Annotated in this window: 17 protein-coding genes; 8 read left to right on the top strand and 9 right to left on the bottom strand. The window is 72.3% G+C overall.

What is annotated here, in order from left to right; translation table 11 throughout:
• Window positions 1–109 precede the first annotated feature (109 nt).
• Both AB0B86_RS29025 and dacB read left to right on the top strand, forming a co-directional pair.
• The gene (locus AB0B86_RS29025; protein WP_357420218.1) at window positions 110–826 is read left to right on the top strand and encodes an aquaporin; all 717 of its coding nucleotides are present in this window, start codon (window positions 110–112) and stop codon (window positions 824–826) included.
• Window positions 827–893: 67 nt separating this feature from the next.
• Complete coding sequence (gene dacB / locus AB0B86_RS29020; protein ID WP_357420217.1) at window positions 894–2480, top strand: D-alanyl-D-alanine carboxypeptidase/D-alanyl-D-alanine-endopeptidase; 1587 nt, start codon at window positions 894–896, stop codon at window positions 2478–2480.
• Window positions 2481–2526: 46 nt separating this feature from the next.
• Here dacB and AB0B86_RS29015 read toward each other — a convergent pair whose 3' ends face one another.
• The 3 genes from AB0B86_RS29015 to AB0B86_RS29005 all read right to left on the bottom strand — a co-directional run bounded on the left by AB0B86_RS29015 (window position 2527) and on the right by AB0B86_RS29005 (window position 4659).
• Window positions 2527–2856, bottom strand: coding sequence for a hypothetical protein (locus AB0B86_RS29015; RefSeq protein ID WP_357405022.1), 330 nt, complete (start codon window positions 2854–2856; stop codon window positions 2527–2529).
• A gap of 102 nt (window positions 2857–2958) precedes the next feature.
• Window positions 2959–3864, bottom strand: coding sequence for a hypothetical protein (locus AB0B86_RS29010; protein ID WP_357420216.1), 906 nt, complete (start codon window positions 3862–3864; stop codon window positions 2959–2961).
• Window positions 3865–4065: 201 nt separating this feature from the next.
• Window positions 4066–4659, bottom strand: coding sequence for a pentapeptide repeat-containing protein (locus AB0B86_RS29005; RefSeq protein ID WP_357420215.1), 594 nt, complete (start codon window positions 4657–4659; stop codon window positions 4066–4068).
• Window positions 4660–4757: 98 nt separating this feature from the next.
• Between AB0B86_RS29005 and AB0B86_RS29000 the strand changes: the two genes are divergently transcribed.
• Window positions 4758–5990 (top strand): serine hydrolase domain-containing protein, encoded by a 1233-nt coding sequence (locus AB0B86_RS29000; RefSeq protein WP_357405028.1) that lies wholly within the window; start codon window positions 4758–4760, stop codon window positions 5988–5990.
• A gap of 20 nt (window positions 5991–6010) precedes the next feature.
• On the opposite strand, the gene AB0B86_RS28995 is transcribed toward AB0B86_RS29000, so the two are convergent.
• Complete coding sequence (locus AB0B86_RS28995; RefSeq protein ID WP_357405030.1) at window positions 6011–6475, bottom strand: PPOX class F420-dependent oxidoreductase; 465 nt, start codon at window positions 6473–6475, stop codon at window positions 6011–6013.
• Between the two features lie 42 nt (window positions 6476–6517).
• Window positions 6518–7156 carry a hypothetical protein gene (locus tag AB0B86_RS28990; RefSeq protein WP_357420214.1) on the bottom strand — a complete coding sequence of 213 codons (639 nt, stop codon included), beginning with the start codon at window positions 7154–7156 and terminating at the stop codon, window positions 6518–6520.
• A 314-nt stretch (window positions 7157–7470) separates the two neighbouring features.
• Between AB0B86_RS28990 and AB0B86_RS28985 the strand changes: the two genes are divergently transcribed.
• Window positions 7471–8250: a D-Ala-D-Ala carboxypeptidase family metallohydrolase gene (locus tag AB0B86_RS28985; RefSeq protein ID WP_357405034.1), complete on the top strand. Its 780-nt coding sequence runs from the start codon at window positions 7471–7473 to the stop codon at window positions 8248–8250.
• Window positions 8251–8336: 86 nt separating this feature from the next.
• Here the strand turns inward: AB0B86_RS28985 and AB0B86_RS28980 are convergent, their stop codons facing one another.
• The 3 genes from AB0B86_RS28980 to AB0B86_RS28970 all read right to left on the bottom strand — a co-directional run bounded on the left by AB0B86_RS28980 (window position 8337) and on the right by AB0B86_RS28970 (window position 10888).
• Entirely contained in the window at window positions 8337–8690 is a 354-nt protein-coding gene (locus AB0B86_RS28980) for a hypothetical protein (protein WP_357405036.1), read from the bottom strand.
• A gap of 201 nt (window positions 8691–8891) precedes the next feature.
• Window positions 8892–9656, bottom strand: a complete 765-nt coding sequence (locus tag AB0B86_RS28975; RefSeq protein ID WP_357405306.1) for a response regulator transcription factor — start codon at window positions 9654–9656, stop codon at window positions 8892–8894.
• Window positions 9635–10888, bottom strand: a complete 1254-nt coding sequence (locus AB0B86_RS28970) for a histidine kinase (RefSeq protein WP_357420213.1) — start codon at window positions 10886–10888, stop codon at window positions 9635–9637. The genes AB0B86_RS28975 and AB0B86_RS28970 overlap by 22 nt, the downstream gene beginning before the upstream one ends.
• A 130-nt stretch (window positions 10889–11018) precedes the next feature.
• On the opposite strand from AB0B86_RS28970, the gene AB0B86_RS28965 reads away from it, so the two are divergent.
• From AB0B86_RS28965 to AB0B86_RS28950, 4 genes are read left to right on the top strand one after another with little or no spacing between them, the layout of a single operon-like run.
• Window positions 11019–11915, top strand: coding sequence for an ATP-binding cassette domain-containing protein (locus AB0B86_RS28965; protein ID WP_357420212.1), 897 nt, complete (start codon window positions 11019–11021; stop codon window positions 11913–11915).
• On the top strand, window positions 11912–12709 hold the full coding sequence (locus tag AB0B86_RS28960; RefSeq protein WP_357405042.1) for an ABC transporter permease: 798 nt from the start codon (window positions 11912–11914) through the stop codon (window positions 12707–12709). Before AB0B86_RS28965 ends, AB0B86_RS28960 begins: the two co-directional genes overlap by 4 nt.
• Window positions 12710–12711: 2 nt before the next feature.
• Entirely contained in the window at window positions 12712–13461 is a 750-nt protein-coding gene (locus AB0B86_RS28955; RefSeq protein WP_357420211.1) for a hypothetical protein, read from the top strand.
• A gap of 32 nt (window positions 13462–13493) precedes the next feature.
• A complete protein-coding gene (locus AB0B86_RS28950; RefSeq protein ID WP_357420210.1) occupies window positions 13494–14057 on the top strand; it encodes a heme-binding protein in 564 nt (187 codons plus the stop codon).
• Between the two features lies 1 nt (window position 14058).
• On the opposite strand, the gene AB0B86_RS28945 is transcribed toward AB0B86_RS28950, so the two are convergent.
• Window positions 14059–15084: a hypothetical protein gene (locus AB0B86_RS28945; RefSeq protein WP_357420209.1), complete on the bottom strand. Its 1026-nt coding sequence runs from the start codon at window positions 15082–15084 to the stop codon at window positions 14059–14061.
• Window positions 15085–15099 lie beyond the last annotated feature (15 nt).

Raw genomic sequence — 15099 nt, 5'->3', positions numbered from 1 at the left:
AATAGAGCCAGGTCAGTCGAGAGCGTGCCGGGTCAGCCGGCGGCGCGGGCACATCGGGAAGCCAGGGCAATCCGGCAACAGCCACCTGGCCAGCGCATACGCTGAGTGGATGAGCGACTTTCGTCGGTACGCGGCCGAACTCCTCGGCACCCTGCTGCTCGTCTTCTTCGGGGTGGGTAGTGCCGTGGCCGCGCGGATCCAGGGCGGCGTGGTGGTGGTCGCTCTGGCCTTCGGCTTCGTGATGGTCGCCCTCGTCTACACGATCGGCCCACTGTCCGGAAGCCACGTCAACCCGGCGGTGACGCTCGGTGTGCTGCTCTCCGGAAAGATCTCGGTGATCGGTGCTGTGGCGTACTGGATCGCGCAGTTCGTCGGCGCGACGGTGGCGGCCTTCGTGCTCTGGGCACTGACCCGCTGGGGTGACGTCGCGGACCAGACCGGGGCACTGGGCACGAACGGTTACGGCGCGCACATCAACCGGGGCGGCGCGGCCGTGCTGGAGGTCATCCTGACCTTCCTCTTCGTGCTTGTCGTCCTCGTGGTGACGAGTCGTAGCGAGAACCCGGGCACCGCCGGTCTGGCCATCGGATTGGCCCTCGCCGTGACCCAACTGGTGGGTGTGACGCTCACCGGCGGCGCTGTCAATCCGGCCCGCGCGTTCGGCCCGGCGGTCTTCGAGGGCGGTGTGGCGCTGCGGCAGCTCTGGGTGTTCATCGTCTTCCCGCTGCTCGGCGGGGCGCTCGCCGCGCTTGTCGCGCCGATGGTGATGGGCGCGCAGCGGCACTACTGGGGTGGGCACGACAAGTCGGTCGGCCGGCCGAGCTAGCCCGGTCCGGCAAGAACCTACAGCCGAGCCCCTTCTCCGGCGATTACCTTCGTGACAGCATCAGCGCATGCATCGCCGTCACTTTCCCCGGGCCCTCGCGCTGCTCACGCTGGCCGCCGTCGCGGCCACCGCCGGAGCGCCCGGCGCCACCGCCGAGTCGCCCACACCCGCGACGACCCGACTGAACGCCACAATCGACGCGATCCTCGCCGACGCCCGACTCACCGGCGCGCAGACGTCCGTGGTGGTGGTGGACACCAGCACCGGCCAGACGCTCTACGACCGCAACGGTGCCCGCCGGCTGATCCCGGCCTCGAACACCAAGCTGCTGACCTCGACGGCGGCCCTGGAGTTGCTCGGCCCGGGGCACCACTTCACCACCGACGTACGCACCACCGGCAAGCGCCGCGCCGGGCTGCTCTCCGGCAACCTCTACCTGCGTGGCGGAGGCGACCCGACGATGCTCGCCACGGACTACGACGCGCTCGCCGCGCAGGTCGCCGCCGACGGCGTACGCGTGGTCGCCGGCAACCTGGTCGCCGACGACACCCGCTACGACCAGACCCGGCTCGGCCCCGACTGGACCTGGGACGACGAGCCCTACTACTACGCCGCGCAGGTTTCCGCGCTCACCGTCGCACCGAACACCGACTATGACGCGGGCACCGTGATCGTGCAGGCCGCAGCGGGCGACCGGGCCGGCGCCGCACCGGTGATCAGCACCACCCCGCCCACCGGGTACCTGCGCATCGACAACCGGGCCCGCACTGTCGCCGACGGCGAGACCGCCATCTCGTTCGAGCGCGAACACGGCGGCAACACCGTCGTGGTGACCGGCCAGATCGCCGTCGGGGACGCGCCCGCCAGCGACTGGGTGACAGTCGATCAGCCGGCCGGCTACGCGGCCGACGTGTTCCGGGCCGCGCTGCACCGGCACGGCGTCCGGGTGCTCGGCCGGACCGTGCTCGGCCAACCCACCCCGGAGACGGCCGACCCGGTGGCGCAGCACGAGTCGATGAGCCTGGGTGAGCTGATGACGCCGTTCCTCAAGCTCTCCAACAACGGCCACGCCGAGGTGTTGACGAAGGAGATCGGCCGGGTGCTGTCCGGCTCGGGCACCTGGGCGGCCGGAGTCACCGCGATCAGCGAGTACGTCGCCGACTCCGGCATGGACACCGGGCAGCTGCGTCAGCGCGACGGATCCGGGCTGTCCCGGCGCAATCTGGTCCCCGCGGCCGAGTTCGTCGACCTGCTGAGCGCCGTCCGCGCCGAACCGTGGTTTCCCACCTGGTACTCGGCGCTGCCGATCGCTGGTCAACCCGACCGGTTCGTCGGCGGCACTCTGCGCAGCCGGATGGCCGGCACTCCGGCAGCGGGCAACGTGCACGCCAAGACCGGCAGCCTGACCGGTGTCTCCGGGCTCTCCGGCTATGTCACAAGCGCCGACGGCCGGCTGTTGGCGTTCTCCATCCTGCTGAACAACTACCTCACGTCCTCGGTCAAGCCGTTGGAGGACCAGATCGCCGTGACGTTGGCGGGGTACCGCGAGGACGGCCCGGCCGCGTCGGCACGGGTGGCACCGCCGGCGGTGCCGGAGACGCCCCGCACCCCGGAGGGTATCGAGTGCTCCTGGGTCAAGCCGATCACCTGCTGAGCGACGTCCCGGGAGGCGTGTCCGCGCCTCCCGGGCGGTCGTACGCTCAGGCCGGCCGGTCCGGTGGGGGGACGACCGCCGTCGGGTCGCCGCGCTCGATCAGCGCGTCGATGTCGGCGGCCCGCAGCCCGCGCAGGGCGAGCACCCGGGTGCCCCAGCGGTGCAGGCGGCACGGGTGCGGGCTGGCGTCGTTGCGGCAGACCACTCCCCCGGACCAGCGCTGCGGGGCGTGCACCACCACCGCCCGCACCGCGAACTGGGTGTCCTCGCCGGTCACGTACGGCGGCAGGGGGATGTCGCGGAGCACCTCCCCGGACGGTTCATCATCGCCGGAGCTGGCGGCGCGACGGACGCGGTGGGCGGTGCTGCTGCTCATCTCCGCTGCCTCCACACTGGATAGTCGGATGGGGATAGCAGAAAGTTACGGCGTCCTCGACGGTCCGCGACGGACAAACTGTCCCGCGCTGCGCTCGACCGGTCAGCGCAGCGCCACCGCCTGCAGACCGACGTTGCCGCAGTGCGTGGTGAAGACCTTGTCAACGGTCCAGGTCAACAGCAGTCTGGCGGTCTTCGGCGCGGTGAACCGGACGGTGAACTGGGCACTCCGGGCGGTGTACGGGTCCTCCAACGAAACGGTACGGGCGGGCCCGCCGGTGGACAGGCGGGCTTCCAGCCGACCCCGGGCCATCCAGGTGCCGCCGTAGACCTGGACCGTGCGCGGCGCACCGCTGCCGGCGACCGCGAGGGTGAACCCGTTGCCGGCACCGCAGGTGTAGACGCCGTTGGAGCTGCCGTCCGTCGACCGTTGCGATGAGCCGTCGGACCAGCGCACGTACTCCTGGTTGCCGTCCCAGCCGACCCGCGTGCCGGCGCCACCCGCGTCGGTGATCTCCCCGGAGCCGGCGCGTTTACGGACCGTCGAGTTGCCGCCGCGCGGCCCCCAGTGCACCCAGTCCCGGGTGCCCACGGCGGTGAGGTCGACCTCGGCGGGCATCTCCGCCTGGGTCACCGACAGCAGCGGGGCGTCAGCGGGCGCGGACGGCGTGGACGGCACAGCGGGCGCGCTGGTCGCGGGTGTCGGATCGGGCAGGGGAGGCCGCTGCCGCGGACGCAGGCCCGGCATCGCCGGCCCCGCATCACCGGTGCGCCCGTCGATGGCGGGCTGAGCGACGGAACGGGCGCCGCCGCCCGGCGCCGCACCCGCGCCGCCCGCCTGCTCGTCGCCGGGCTCCGGGTCGGACCGACTGGCGAGGTACGACACCAGCAGCACCAGGCAGACGAGTACGGCGACCCCCGCCACCGCCCAACGCCGCCGCTGCCGGGCACGGGCGACCCGGCGCAGCCCGGTGCGGGTCTTCGTCCCCGTGCGGTCGTCGTCCGCCACCGACCCTCCACCTCCGCCACCCCGGCTGCCATCGACCGTCGCGATCCGCGCCATCCACTGTGGGTTGTTTCACGTTTGCACCGGTGTGGTCGACACGCTAGATCCGGAGCGCCGGACGTGTCCAGCCCGCGACCGCACGCCGTCGCACGGCCCGGCCCCACGCGGACGGGGTACCGGCTGGACCGCCGAGGCCCACCCGCGTCAGCCGATCCGGAACCCGAGCAGCTGCGCGATGACGATTGCCTGCTCCGCGTCCACGATGGCGCCGGCCCGCTCGACGACCGTCGGGTCGAGCGCGGTGAGGTCGCTGCCGCGCAGGTCGGCGCCGCCGAGCCGGACGTTGAGCAGCTGCGCGCCGGACAGGTCGACGCCGGTGACAGTGGCACCTGTGAGATTGGCCCGGGTCAGGTCGGCCTCGCGCATCCGCACCCCGGTCAGCCGGACGCCCCGCAGGTCGGCACCGGGCAACGCGACGAAGGACCAGTCCCCGCCGTCCACCACCATCGGACGCAGGTCGCACTCGACGAAGGTGCTGCCGATCAGCTTGCAGCCGGTGAACTCGGCCTCGAAGAAGTTGCACCGCCGGAAGACGCAGCGGGTGAAGACGGAGTCGACGTGCCGGGACGCGTTGAACAGCACGTTGCCGAACGTGCAACCGGTGAAGACCGCGCCCCGACTCACCGCCTCGGTCAGGTCCACGTCGAAGAACTCGCAGCCCACGAAGTGCCGGTCGACCAACTCCTCGCCGTACCAGTCCTCGTTGCGGAAGGTCGCGTCCTCGGTCAGCTCCGGCATCCGGCCAGGCTAGTCGGCGCCAGCGTCGGCCGACGGGTGGGCGCCACCGGTGGCGGCCCTCTTTCGATCTTCGCGTACCGGCTAGTAGGTTCGGCGGCGTGAGCGTGGCGCGAAGCACAGACCCTGATCAGATCGGTTTCGACCCGGCCCGGTTGGCGCGGATCGACGAGCACTTCGGCCGGTACGTCGACGACGGCCGGCTGGCCGGTTGGCAGGTGGTGGTCACCCGTCGTGGCGAGGTGGCGCACTCCTCGACGTACGGGCTGGCCGACCGGGAGTCGGGCGCACCGGTCGAGGCCGACACGCTGTGGCGGATCTACTCGATGACCAAGCCGGTCACCTCGGTCGCGGCGATGATGCTGTGGGAGGAGGGCCGGTTCGAGCTGACCGACGAGATCAGCCGCTGGCTACCGGAGTTCGCCGACCTGCGGGTCTACGCGAAGGGGTCGACGCTCAAGCCGTTCACGGTGCCGGCGACCGAGCCGATCCGGGTCTGGCACCTGCTCACCCACACCGCCGGGCTGACGTACGGCTTCCTACAGACCTCGGTGGTGGACGGGCTCTACCGGGCCGCCGGTTACGACCTGTACCCGCCCGACGACGTTGACCTCGCCGGCGCCTGCGCGGCCTTCGGCGAGCTGCCGCTGCTGTTCCAGCCCGGCTCCGCCTGGGGCTACTCGGTCGCCACCGACGTGCTCGGCCGGCTGATCGAGGTGATCTCCGGACAGAGCCTGGACGCGTTCTTCGCCGATCGGATCTTCGGCCCGCTGGGCATGACCGACACCCGCTGGTGGATGGACGGCGACGAGGCCGGGCGGCTGGCCGCGCTCTACGTACCGGAACCGCGCAGCGGCCGGGCCGTGCGCCACGACGGCCTCGGCGCGCTCGCGTACCGCAAGCCGACCCTCTTCTCCGGCGGTGGCGGTCTGATCTCCAGCGCCGCCGACTACCACCGGTTCACCCAACTGCTGCTGCGCGGTGGGGAACTGGACGGGGTCCGGCTGCTCGGGCCGCGCACGCTGCGGTTCATGACCCGCAACCACCTACCGGGTGGCAAGGACCTGGGCACCCTGTCGACTGGTGGTTTCGCCGAGACGACACTGGACGGGATCGGCTTCGGCCTCGGGTTCGCGGTGGTCGAGGACCCGGTGCCCAGCCGGGTGCCGAGCAGTGTGGGTGAGTTCTACTGGGGTGGGGTGGCCAGCACCGCGTTCTGGGTGGACCCGGCCGAGGAGATCACCGCGCTGCTGTTCGCCCAGCTGATGCCGTCGAGCACCTACCCACTCCGTTCCCAGCTGCGCCAACTCGTCTACGCCGCACTTGTGGACTGACCCGGGCGTCGAGGCCGTGGTCAGTCGGCGAGGCGGGCGGGGAAACCGCCGGTGGCGATCGGACCCCAGGTGTCGATAGTGACCCGGATCAGGGACTTGCCCTGGCGCACCATCGCCGCCCGGTAGTCGTCCCAGTCCGGGTGCTCGCCGGAGATGCTGCGGAAGTACTCCACGAGTGGCTCCACCGCCTCGGGCAGGTCGAGCACCTCGGCGGTGCCGTCGATCTGCACCCAGGGGCCGTTCCAGTCGTCGCTGAGCACGCACGCCGACACCCGGGGATCGCGGCGGATGTTTGTCACCTTGGCCCGTTCGGGATAGGTGGAGATCACCAGCCGGCCCTGCCCGTCGATCCCGGCGGAGACCGGGGACGACTGCGGGCGGCCGTCGGCCCGGGTGGTCATCAGCACGACGCGGTGTCGCGGCCGGAGGAAGTCGAGCAGACTGTCCCGGTCGACCCGGGTGTTCTGTGCGATGCTGCGCGCCATTCCCCGTTCCTACCACTGTGGCGGCGACGGGTCGGCGGCGGGTCAGTGGGGCCGGGTCGCGGCGCGGCGCACCGCCTGGGTGGGCACCCGGGGGCGGTTGGAGGGGCGCCAGGCCCGACCGTTGGCGTAGATCACCCGAAAGCCGAGGTACGAGGCGAGCGGCGCCCAGTGGGCGGAGCCCATCCGCAGTTCGGCGGCATTGTGCCGCTGACCGTTGGCGAGCACGTCGAGCAGGACGGTTTCGAAGGCCGCCGATTCGACCCAGTCGACCTCCCGGCTGAAACCGCAGATCAGCGCGGCCCCGGTGACCTCCAGGAACTCGCGCAGCACCGCGTCCGAGGCTCGCAGGACCGAGCAGCTGCCGAAATAGAGCCGGCGGCCCTCGGCGCGGCCGGCCATCAGGTAGGCCACCTCGCTCAGCTCCACCGACTGCCAGTCGGTGAGGCAGAGCCGGCTGGGCTCGCCGTGCATGGCGAAGAAGCCCACCCGGTGGTCGGCGTACTGCTTGAGCAGCCAGCGGTCCAGGAAGTAGAAGAGTTCGTCACGCGTGGCCGCGTCCTTGTGGATGAAGCGGATCTTGCCCAGTCGCTCCAGCAGCTCAAGGGTGGGCAACACCGAACCCCGCTCGTTGAGGTCCCGGTGCCACTGACCCTCGACACAGAAGACGCCACCGCGTGCCACGTGCACCTCCGCCAGTCCGCCGCCCGGGGCTGACGTTACCGCCCACCGGTGACAGTCGAACATCACCCTCGGTGTGGTTGATTGCGACGTTCGGTGTGCTTCGTGGCGGATGGCCAACTCAGGGGTGATCGGTGGTGAATGGCTGTTTCGCAAATCAGCCTAATTCCCAGCTGATACCCAGGCACGACAGTTTGTGAGGACGATTCTCGTTAATCACCTCCAACGGCCCCGATCAGTGTCAGTGTGGAAATCGCGGGACTTCTCGGTCGATGTCCTGGAGCCACCCCATTCGCTCTCCTATCGGGAGGACTTCTGTGCGCGTAAACACCTTGAAGCGAGCCGCCGTCGCATTCGCCCTGGCGCTGCCCGGGGCAGCAATCGCCACGGTGGTCGCCGCACCGGCGGCACACGCGGACGGCTGTTACACCTGGAACCGCAACCTGTACCAGGGACGCTCGGGCGACGACGTCCGCCAGTTGCAGATCCGGATCGCCGGCTGGGCCGGTTACCGCGACATCGTGGAGAACGACGGCCGCTTCGGACCGAAGACCGCCGCCGCGGTCAAGCGGTTCCAGCAGGCGTACGGGCTGCGGGCCGACGGCATCGCCGGGCCGCAGACCTACAGCAAGCTGTACCAACTCCAGGACAACGACTGCACGCCCGCGCACTTCAGCTTCGACGAGCTGGACAACGGGTGCGGCGGGTCCGGTTACAGCGGCGGCCCGCTCTCGGCGGCCCAGACCCGGCAGAACGCGCTGCGCACCATGTGGAAGCTGGAGGCGTTGCGCAAGAGCCTCGGCGACAAACCGCTCGACGTGTCGAGTGGCTTCCGCAGCCGCGCGTGCAACAACCAGGTCGGCGGCGCGTCCGACAGCCAGCACCTGTACGGCAACGCGGCAGACGTCACGCCACGGTCGTCCTCGCTGTGCCAGGCCGCCCGCACCGCCCGCAACCACGGCTTCAGCGGCATCTACGGGCCGGGTTATCCGGACCACGACGACCACGTGCACGTCGACTCGCGGCGCGAGAACAACAACGACGGCAGCTCGAACACGACGAGCTGGTCGGCGCCGGACTGCGGGGTCGGCAACTGAGCCGTCCGATCGGCGCGACGTCGGCCCGACGCGGAGGGGGATCTTCGCGCCGGGCCGGCGTCATGCCGCCCGGGTCGGACCGGTACTCAGCTCGCCCGGGGCCAGCGCGGCGTGGTGACGGGGGGCTTCACCGGCCGGCCAGCGGCGGTGGTCCGGGCCCCCGGCGGAACGACCCGCGCGGCCTGCTGCCGCGACGGCCCGGTCGCCGTGAAGGGGAAGGGCACGTGCACGAACGGGTTGCCGTGCCGGATCACCGCCTCGATCTGCCGCTCGTTGAGCCCGTGTGTCTCCAACACCCGTCGCCCCCAGCGGTGCAGGCGGCACGGGTAGGAGGCGCCGTCGTTGCGGCACAGCGGCCCGGTGGGCCACTCCTCGGCGGTGTGCACTACCACCGCCCGCACCGCGAGCCGAACGTCTTCCGGGGTCAGCGGTGCCGGCATTGGCACCTCCCCCAGCACCTGATCGATGGGATCCGTCGACTGCTCACCAACTCGCACGGCAGGCCTCCCGCAGCTCGGCAGCGGTACGGCGGACTCACCGCACCGACATCCTCGGCCATGGGTACGGCCGACACCGGACGAAGGTTCAATCCCGTACGCGGTAGGCAGATCGAGTCGGTTGCCGCGGGGCCGGCCGCCGGCTCAGACCAGCCCGGCGTCGTGCACCAGCAGGGCCACCTGGACCCGGTTGTTCAGGTCGAGCCGGGTCAGCAGCCGGGACACGTAAGCCTTGACCGTCGCGACACTCATGAACAGCTCCCCTGCGATCTCCGCGTTGGTGCGGCCCCGCCCCAGCGCGACCGCCACCTGCCGCTCCCGCTCGCTGAGCCCGGTGAGCGCCCGCAGCGCCCGCTCGCGGCGCGGGTCGGCACCGACCGGGCCGGGAGTGGCGGCGGTCACGTGGGCGATGAGCGTCCGGGTGACAGTCGGGGAGAGCGTCGCCTCACCGGCCGCCACCCGTCGCACGGCGTGCACGATCTCCGCCGGTGGGGTGTCCTTGAGCAGGAAACCGGCCGCCCCGGCGCGCAGCGCCCGCAGCACCTGCTCGTCGGCGTCGAAGGTGGTCAACACCAACACCTCCGGCGGGTGCGGCTGGGCGCGCAGCGCCTCGGTGGCGGTCAGCCCGTCGACCCGGGGCATCCGGATGTCCATCAGCACCACGTCCGGGGCGTACGCGGCGACAGCGGCCGGGACCTCGCTGCCATCGGCCGCCTCGCCGACCACCGTCAGGTCCGGCAGGCCACCGAGGATCATCGAGAGGCCGGCCCGGACCAGCGCGTCGTCGTCCACGATCAACACGCGCACCGACGGCACCACCGACCCGGGCCCGCCGGCACCGGCCGGCCCGGGCACACCCGACGGACCCGGCACCGAGGAGGGCACTGTCACGCCGGCCACGGCAGCCAGGCCGCCAACCGGAAGTCGCCAGAGTCGTCCCGTCCGTAGGCGAGCCGACCGCCGGCCAGCGTGACGCGCTCGCTGATGCCCACCAGGCCGGTGCCGGCGCCCGGCAGCGTGTCACCCGCCGCCGTACCGACCGGCCACCGGTTGCCGATCGCCACTGTCAGACCGGCACCCGGGCCGCCGGTCACGTCCACCCGGACCGCCGCGCCGGCCGCGTGCTTGCGGGCGTTGGTCAGCCCCTCCTGCACGATCCGGTACGCGGCCCGGCCCAGCGCCGCCGGTACCTCCCCCGGGCTGGTGACGCTGTCGCTGACGTTGACGCGCACCCCGGCTGCCCGCGACTCGGCGATCAGCGCCGGCAGGTCGGCGAGGGTGGGTTGCGGCGGCTCCGGGGCGTCGTCGCCGCCGTCGTTCTCGGCCCGGAGCACCCCGATCACCTCCCGCAGGTCCTGTAGCGCGGCGTGCGCGCTGCCCCGGATCACCCCGGCGGCCCGCGCCACCTCGTCGGCCGGCGCGTCCGGGCGGAACTCCAGCGCACCGGCGTGCAGGCTGAGCAACGAGATGCGGTGGGCCAGCACGTCGTGCATCTCCCGGGCGATCCGGGTGCGTTCGAGGTGGCGGGCCTGGGCGACCCGGAGCTGCTGCTCCGCCTCGGCCCGGTCGGCCCGCTCGCGCAGCGACACGATCAACTGCCGGCGGGCCCGGACGAACATCCCCCAGGCCAGCACGGCGAAGCTGAGCACCACGCCCCAGGACATGGTGACCCAGTACGGCATGCTCGGGTCCGGCCGTATCCAGCTGAAGACCAGGTTGGTGACGAGACCCGCACCGGTGACAGCGATCGCGACGGCGGTCCGTCGGTGCACCACCACAGTGAAGTAGAAGATCAACAGTGGGATGGCGGCGGCCATCGAGAAGAGGGTGAGCGGTGTCGTCGCCACCACCAGCCCGAGTGGCCATCGGCGGCGCAACCAGAGCAGCCCGCAGCAGACCAGCCCGGCCAGGGCGTCGGCACCGGCCATCCAGTCGTGCGGGAGCGGGGTGGCCATCGCCGGGTCGGGCGACAGGGCGTCGGCGGTGGCGAACAGCACCCAGATCAGGGAGACCAGGAACGCGAGGCTGTCCACGATCCAGTCGCGGGTGGTGCGGCGGGGACGCGCACGCCCACGGTCAGCCGGCACCACCAGCTCCCCTGGCAGCAGCCAGGGGTGTTCGGGTACGGCGAGGCTGGTCACGGCCCCATGCTAGGCAGCCGACGGCCACCACTACCAGCTACCAAAGTCGACGGGAGCTGCGACCAAGGTCGGCGCGGCACCGACTGGTGGCCGAAGCGCATAGCCGGGTGGCGCGGGCAGGCTCGACGGCATGATCACCGTGGAGAACCTCACCAAGCGATACGGGCCACACCCGGCGGTGGACGACGTGTCGTTCACGTGCGAGCCGGGCACCGTCACCGGCTTCCTCGGCCCCAACGGCGCCGGCAAGTCCACCACCATGCGCATGATCTGCGGACTCACCGCACCGACCGCCGGCCGCGCCACAGTCGCCGGGCACCCGTACCAGGAGCTGCCCAACCCGGGGCGGGAGGTCGGGGTACTGCTGGACGCCTCCGCGCAGCACGCCGGGCGCACCGGCCGCGAGGCGTTGACGCTGTCCGCGTACACCATGGGGTTGGACCGGCGCGAGGTCACCGCGAAGCTGGACCTGGTCGGGTTGAACGCGGTGGCGGCGAAGCGGCGGGTACGGGCGTACTCGTTGGGGATGCGCCAGCGGCTCGGGCTGGCCCACGCGCTGCTCGGCGACCCCCGGGTGCTGATCCTCGACGAGCCGGCCAACGGGCTGGACCCGGAGGGGATCTTCTGGATGCGCGGCCTGCTGCGCGACTTCGCCGACCGGGGCGGCACCGTGCTGCTCTCCTCCCACCTGCTGCGCGAGGTGGAGGCGGTCGCGGACCGGCTGGTGGTGATCGGGGGCGGCCGGATCGTGGCCCAGGGCGACAAGAACGAACTGCTGGCCGGTGGCGGCACCGTGGTCCAGGCCCGCGACGGCGCGGCGCTGCGCCGCGCGCTTGACGCGGCCGACCTCACCGCCGCCGACAGCTCCGAAGGCCTGCTCGTGCAGGCCGACGCCGAGGCGGTCGGCCAGGCCGCCGCGGACGCCGGCGTCGCGCTCGCCGAGTTGCGCCCGGCCAGCGGCGGCGGCCTCGAACAACTGTTCCTCACCCTCACCGCCGGGGAATCCACCAAGGAGGCCGTCCGATGACCACCACCACCGCGCCCGCTGCCGGCGCCGTCGCCCCCCGGCAGCACACCCCGCTACGCCGACCGTCGCTGCTGCGCCTCAGCACCGTGGAGGTGCGCAAGCTCGTCGACACCCGGGCCGGTCGCTGGCTGCTGATCACCATCGGCCTGGCCACCGCGGCGATCGTCACCCTGCAACTGATCTACGCCGGGGACGCCGACCAGACCTTCCTCAACTTCTTCGTCCCCTCGCTGCTGCCGGTGTCGGTGCTGCTACCGGTGCTGGGCATCCTGTCGATCACCGGCGAGTGGTCGCAGCGCACCGCCCTCACCACGTACGCCCTGGTGCCCCGCCGGGAGCGGGTCGTCACCGCGAAACTGATCGCCGTGTCGCTGACCGCGCTCGCCTCGGTGCTTGCCAGCCTCGCCGTCGCCGCCGTCGGCACGCTCGTGGCGTCCGCCACCGGCGGTGCCGGCACCTGGCAGTTCGACGGCTCGCTGCTGCTGAACGCGGCGGTCATCCAGATCACCAGCGTGTTGATGGGCGCGGCCTTCGGGCTGCTGCTGCTCAACCCGCCGCTGGCGATCGTCGGCTACCTGCTGCTGCCCACCCTCTGGGGGGTGCTCGGCGAGATGGTCAAGCCCCTGCGGGGCCCGTCCGAATGGCTGGACACCAGCAAGACCATGGACCCGCTGTTCAGCAGCGCTGCCCTCACCGGCGAGCAGTGGGAGCGGCTGGCGGTGTCCCTGCTTGTCTGGATGGTCCTCCCGCTGGCCGCCGGCCTGTTCCGGACGCTGCGCCGCGAGGTGTCCTGACCATGGACGCGGCCGGTCATCGACCGCGCACCGTGGTCAGCGGCGGCCCACTGGAACTGGCCGTCATGTGGCTGGGCTTCCCGCTTGTGGGTGCGGGTGTCGGATGGCTGCTCGCGGCGAGCACCGGCTGGCTCGCCCGACTCCCCTGGGTGCCGTTCGCGGACCTGGTCGAGTGGCTGGACCGGCTGCCCGAGCCGCAGGCCACCGGCGGCACGATCGCGGTGGGCGTCCTGGCCGGCCTGGTCGTCGCCGGGCTCGGCACCGCCGAACGGCTGATCGTCACAGTCGACGCGGCGCAGGTCCGGTTGCGCCGCGCCGACCAGGACCGGGCCATCGCCCGGGTCGACACCCGGGTGGCCTTCCTCGCCGACAAGCACCTGGTGCTGCTCGACGGCGACGGCACGGAACTGGTCCGGGAGTCGACGGACCTGCCGGCCGCCGCGCTGGCGGAGGCGTTCCGCGCGCACGGTTGGGGCTGGGCGGACGACGATCCACACCGGTCGGCGTACCGGCTGTGGGTTCCCGACCTGCCCGGTCTGCCGGCTGGCGCGGACGCGCTGCTGCGGGCCCGGGCCCGGGCGATCGAGCGGGACCGCCGCGACGACGCCCGGGAGCTACGCCGGGAGCTGGCCCTGATCGGGGTGGTGCTGCGCGACGAGGGCAAGCGGCAGTACTGGCGGGTGACCGCCCGGGCGGTCACCCCGGGACCGGAGCAGCCGACTTCAGCCGAGCGGGAGTCGGACGGGCGGTAGCGTCTGTCCCAGGAGATCCTGGGAGCCGCGCGATGACCGAACAGCAGCCGTACCGGGTGGTGTCCCGCCACCCCGGCTTCGAGTTGCGTCGGTATCCGGCCCACCTGGTGGCCGAGATGCAGGTCCAGGCGTCGTTCACCCGGGCGCCGATCGAGGCGTTCCGGCCGCTGGCCGCGTACCTCGGTGGCGCCAACCGGGCCCGGCAACCGATCGGGACGGCCGCGCCGACGACGCCCGCGGCCGGCAGTTCGGAGCGGATCGCGATGACCGTGCCGGTGATCCAGGTGGAGGGTGAGCGGCCGGGCGCGTACCTGATCCAGTTCGTGATGCCTGTCGCCTTCACCACCGACACCCTGCCCGAACCGGTCGACCCGAGGGTGCGGATCCGCGAGGTGCCGGCGCAACTGGCGGCGGCGATGCGCTTCTCCGGGCGGTGGACGGAACAGGCGTTCAGCCAGCGCGGCACCATGCTCGGCCGCTCGGTCACCGCGGCCGGGCTGCAACCCACCGGCGCGATCCGGTACGCGCGCTTCGACCTGCCGTGGAAGCCGTGGTTCCTGCGCCGCAACGAGGTCGTGCTGCCGGTCGTCGAGTGAGCTACCGGCGCTTCTCGGCGGTCGGCCAGGCCAGCAGCAGGGCCATCCCGCACCCGGCGAGCAGCCCGCACAGCGAGATCAGCAGGTCGGAGTCGGCCGCGTGGATCGGGCTGTTGCCGGCCAGCGCGGTGAACGTCGCCCCGATCGGCAGCACGACCAGCATGAGGATGGCCGTGACCAGCAGGAAGGCCATCGGACCCACAAGCGCGGCGAGGGCGGCCAGCGCGTGGTGCCGCCAACTCGGTCGACCATCCGGCCAGTCCCAGGCCAGCACTGTGACCCCGGTGAGCAGCACCGCCCCGAGGACCATCTCCGGCAGGAGTCGCGTGCCGGGCGCGACGGCCCGGACCAGCCCCACGCCGAGCAGCGCCGCCCCGGCGAGGCCGGCCGCCAGCCCGACGCGGGCCCGGGACCTGACCGGCGCCGCCGCCAGCGCGGCAGCGACGGTCAGGACGACAAGCAGCGCCGCGGTGGCCAACGCGCCCGGGTGCAACTCCGGCTCCCGGTCCGTCGGTGACTCGATGCCGGCCGCCACGAGCGCCAGCACCCCGGCCACACACGCCGCACCGGTCAACGCCTTCCGCTCGGCGGCTCCCGGGGTGCCCCGTCCTCCCGCGGAGGGCGCGCCCCGCCCAGCGGCTGCTGACGTGCCCCGCTCGGACCACCACAGAGCAGCGGCGAGCGCACCGAGCACTGCGCAACCGCCGACGGCGAGCAGCAGCGTCGCCGGGCCGCCGATCGGATCGACCCGGTCGATCGCGACGTCGGCGGCGACCCAGCAACCGCCGAGCAGCACCGCCGGTCGGCTCCAGCGCAACCGCCCCCGGCCGGCCAGCACCAGCCCGAGCGCCACCGCCATGATCGCGATGAACCGCAGGTCGCGCGCCCAGTAGGCGTTGTTGCCCGGCAGACGTTCCGACCACGGGCCGATCGGCTCGGTGAGCGGTTGCAGCACTGTCACACCGAACGCCCAGAGCACGACGGCGGCGGCGGAGAGCAGCAGCCCGAGCGGCCGCGCGAATCGCATCCATTGACGGTAGCG

Origin of the sequence: Micromonospora sp. NPDC049047 (assembly GCF_040649135.1) — a bacterium.
In the GTDB taxonomy this organism is placed as follows: domain Bacteria; phylum Actinomycetota; class Actinomycetes; order Mycobacteriales; family Micromonosporaceae; genus Micromonospora.
The sequence above is the reverse complement of the archived record's forward strand: the minus strand, read 5'-3'. Positions and strand labels throughout refer to the sequence as shown.

Excerpts from the sequence above, each read along its gene's own strand:
- AB0B86_RS28960 (WP_357405042.1), top strand. The coding sequence starts at position 11,912 with ATGACCACCACCACCGCGCCCGCTGCCGGCGCCGTCGCCCCCCGGCAG.
- AB0B86_RS28945 (WP_357420209.1), bottom strand. The coding sequence starts at position 15,084 with ATGCGATTCGCGCGGCCGCTCGGGCTGCTGCTCTCCGCCGCCGCCGTC.
- AB0B86_RS29005 (WP_357420215.1), bottom strand. The coding sequence starts at position 4,659 with ATGCCGGAGCTGACCGAGGACGCGACCTTCCGCAACGAGGACTGGTAC.
- AB0B86_RS28965 (WP_357420212.1), top strand. The coding sequence starts at position 11,019 with ATGATCACCGTGGAGAACCTCACCAAGCGATACGGGCCACACCCGGCG.
- AB0B86_RS28995 (WP_357405030.1), bottom strand. The coding sequence starts at position 6,475 with ATGGCGCGCAGCATCGCACAGAACACCCGGGTCGACCGGGACAGTCTG.
- AB0B86_RS29025 (WP_357420218.1), top strand. The coding sequence starts at position 110 with ATGAGCGACTTTCGTCGGTACGCGGCCGAACTCCTCGGCACCCTGCTG.
- AB0B86_RS29015 (WP_357405022.1), bottom strand. The coding sequence starts at position 2,856 with ATGAGCAGCAGCACCGCCCACCGCGTCCGTCGCGCCGCCAGCTCCGGC.
- AB0B86_RS28955 (WP_357420211.1), top strand. The coding sequence starts at position 12,712 with ATGGACGCGGCCGGTCATCGACCGCGCACCGTGGTCAGCGGCGGCCCA.
- dacB (WP_357420217.1), top strand. The coding sequence starts at position 894 with ATGCATCGCCGTCACTTTCCCCGGGCCCTCGCGCTGCTCACGCTGGCC.
- AB0B86_RS28980 (WP_357405036.1), bottom strand. The coding sequence starts at position 8,690 with ATGCCGGCACCGCTGACCCCGGAAGACGTTCGGCTCGCGGTGCGGGCG.
- AB0B86_RS28950 (WP_357420210.1), top strand. The coding sequence starts at position 13,494 with ATGACCGAACAGCAGCCGTACCGGGTGGTGTCCCGCCACCCCGGCTTC.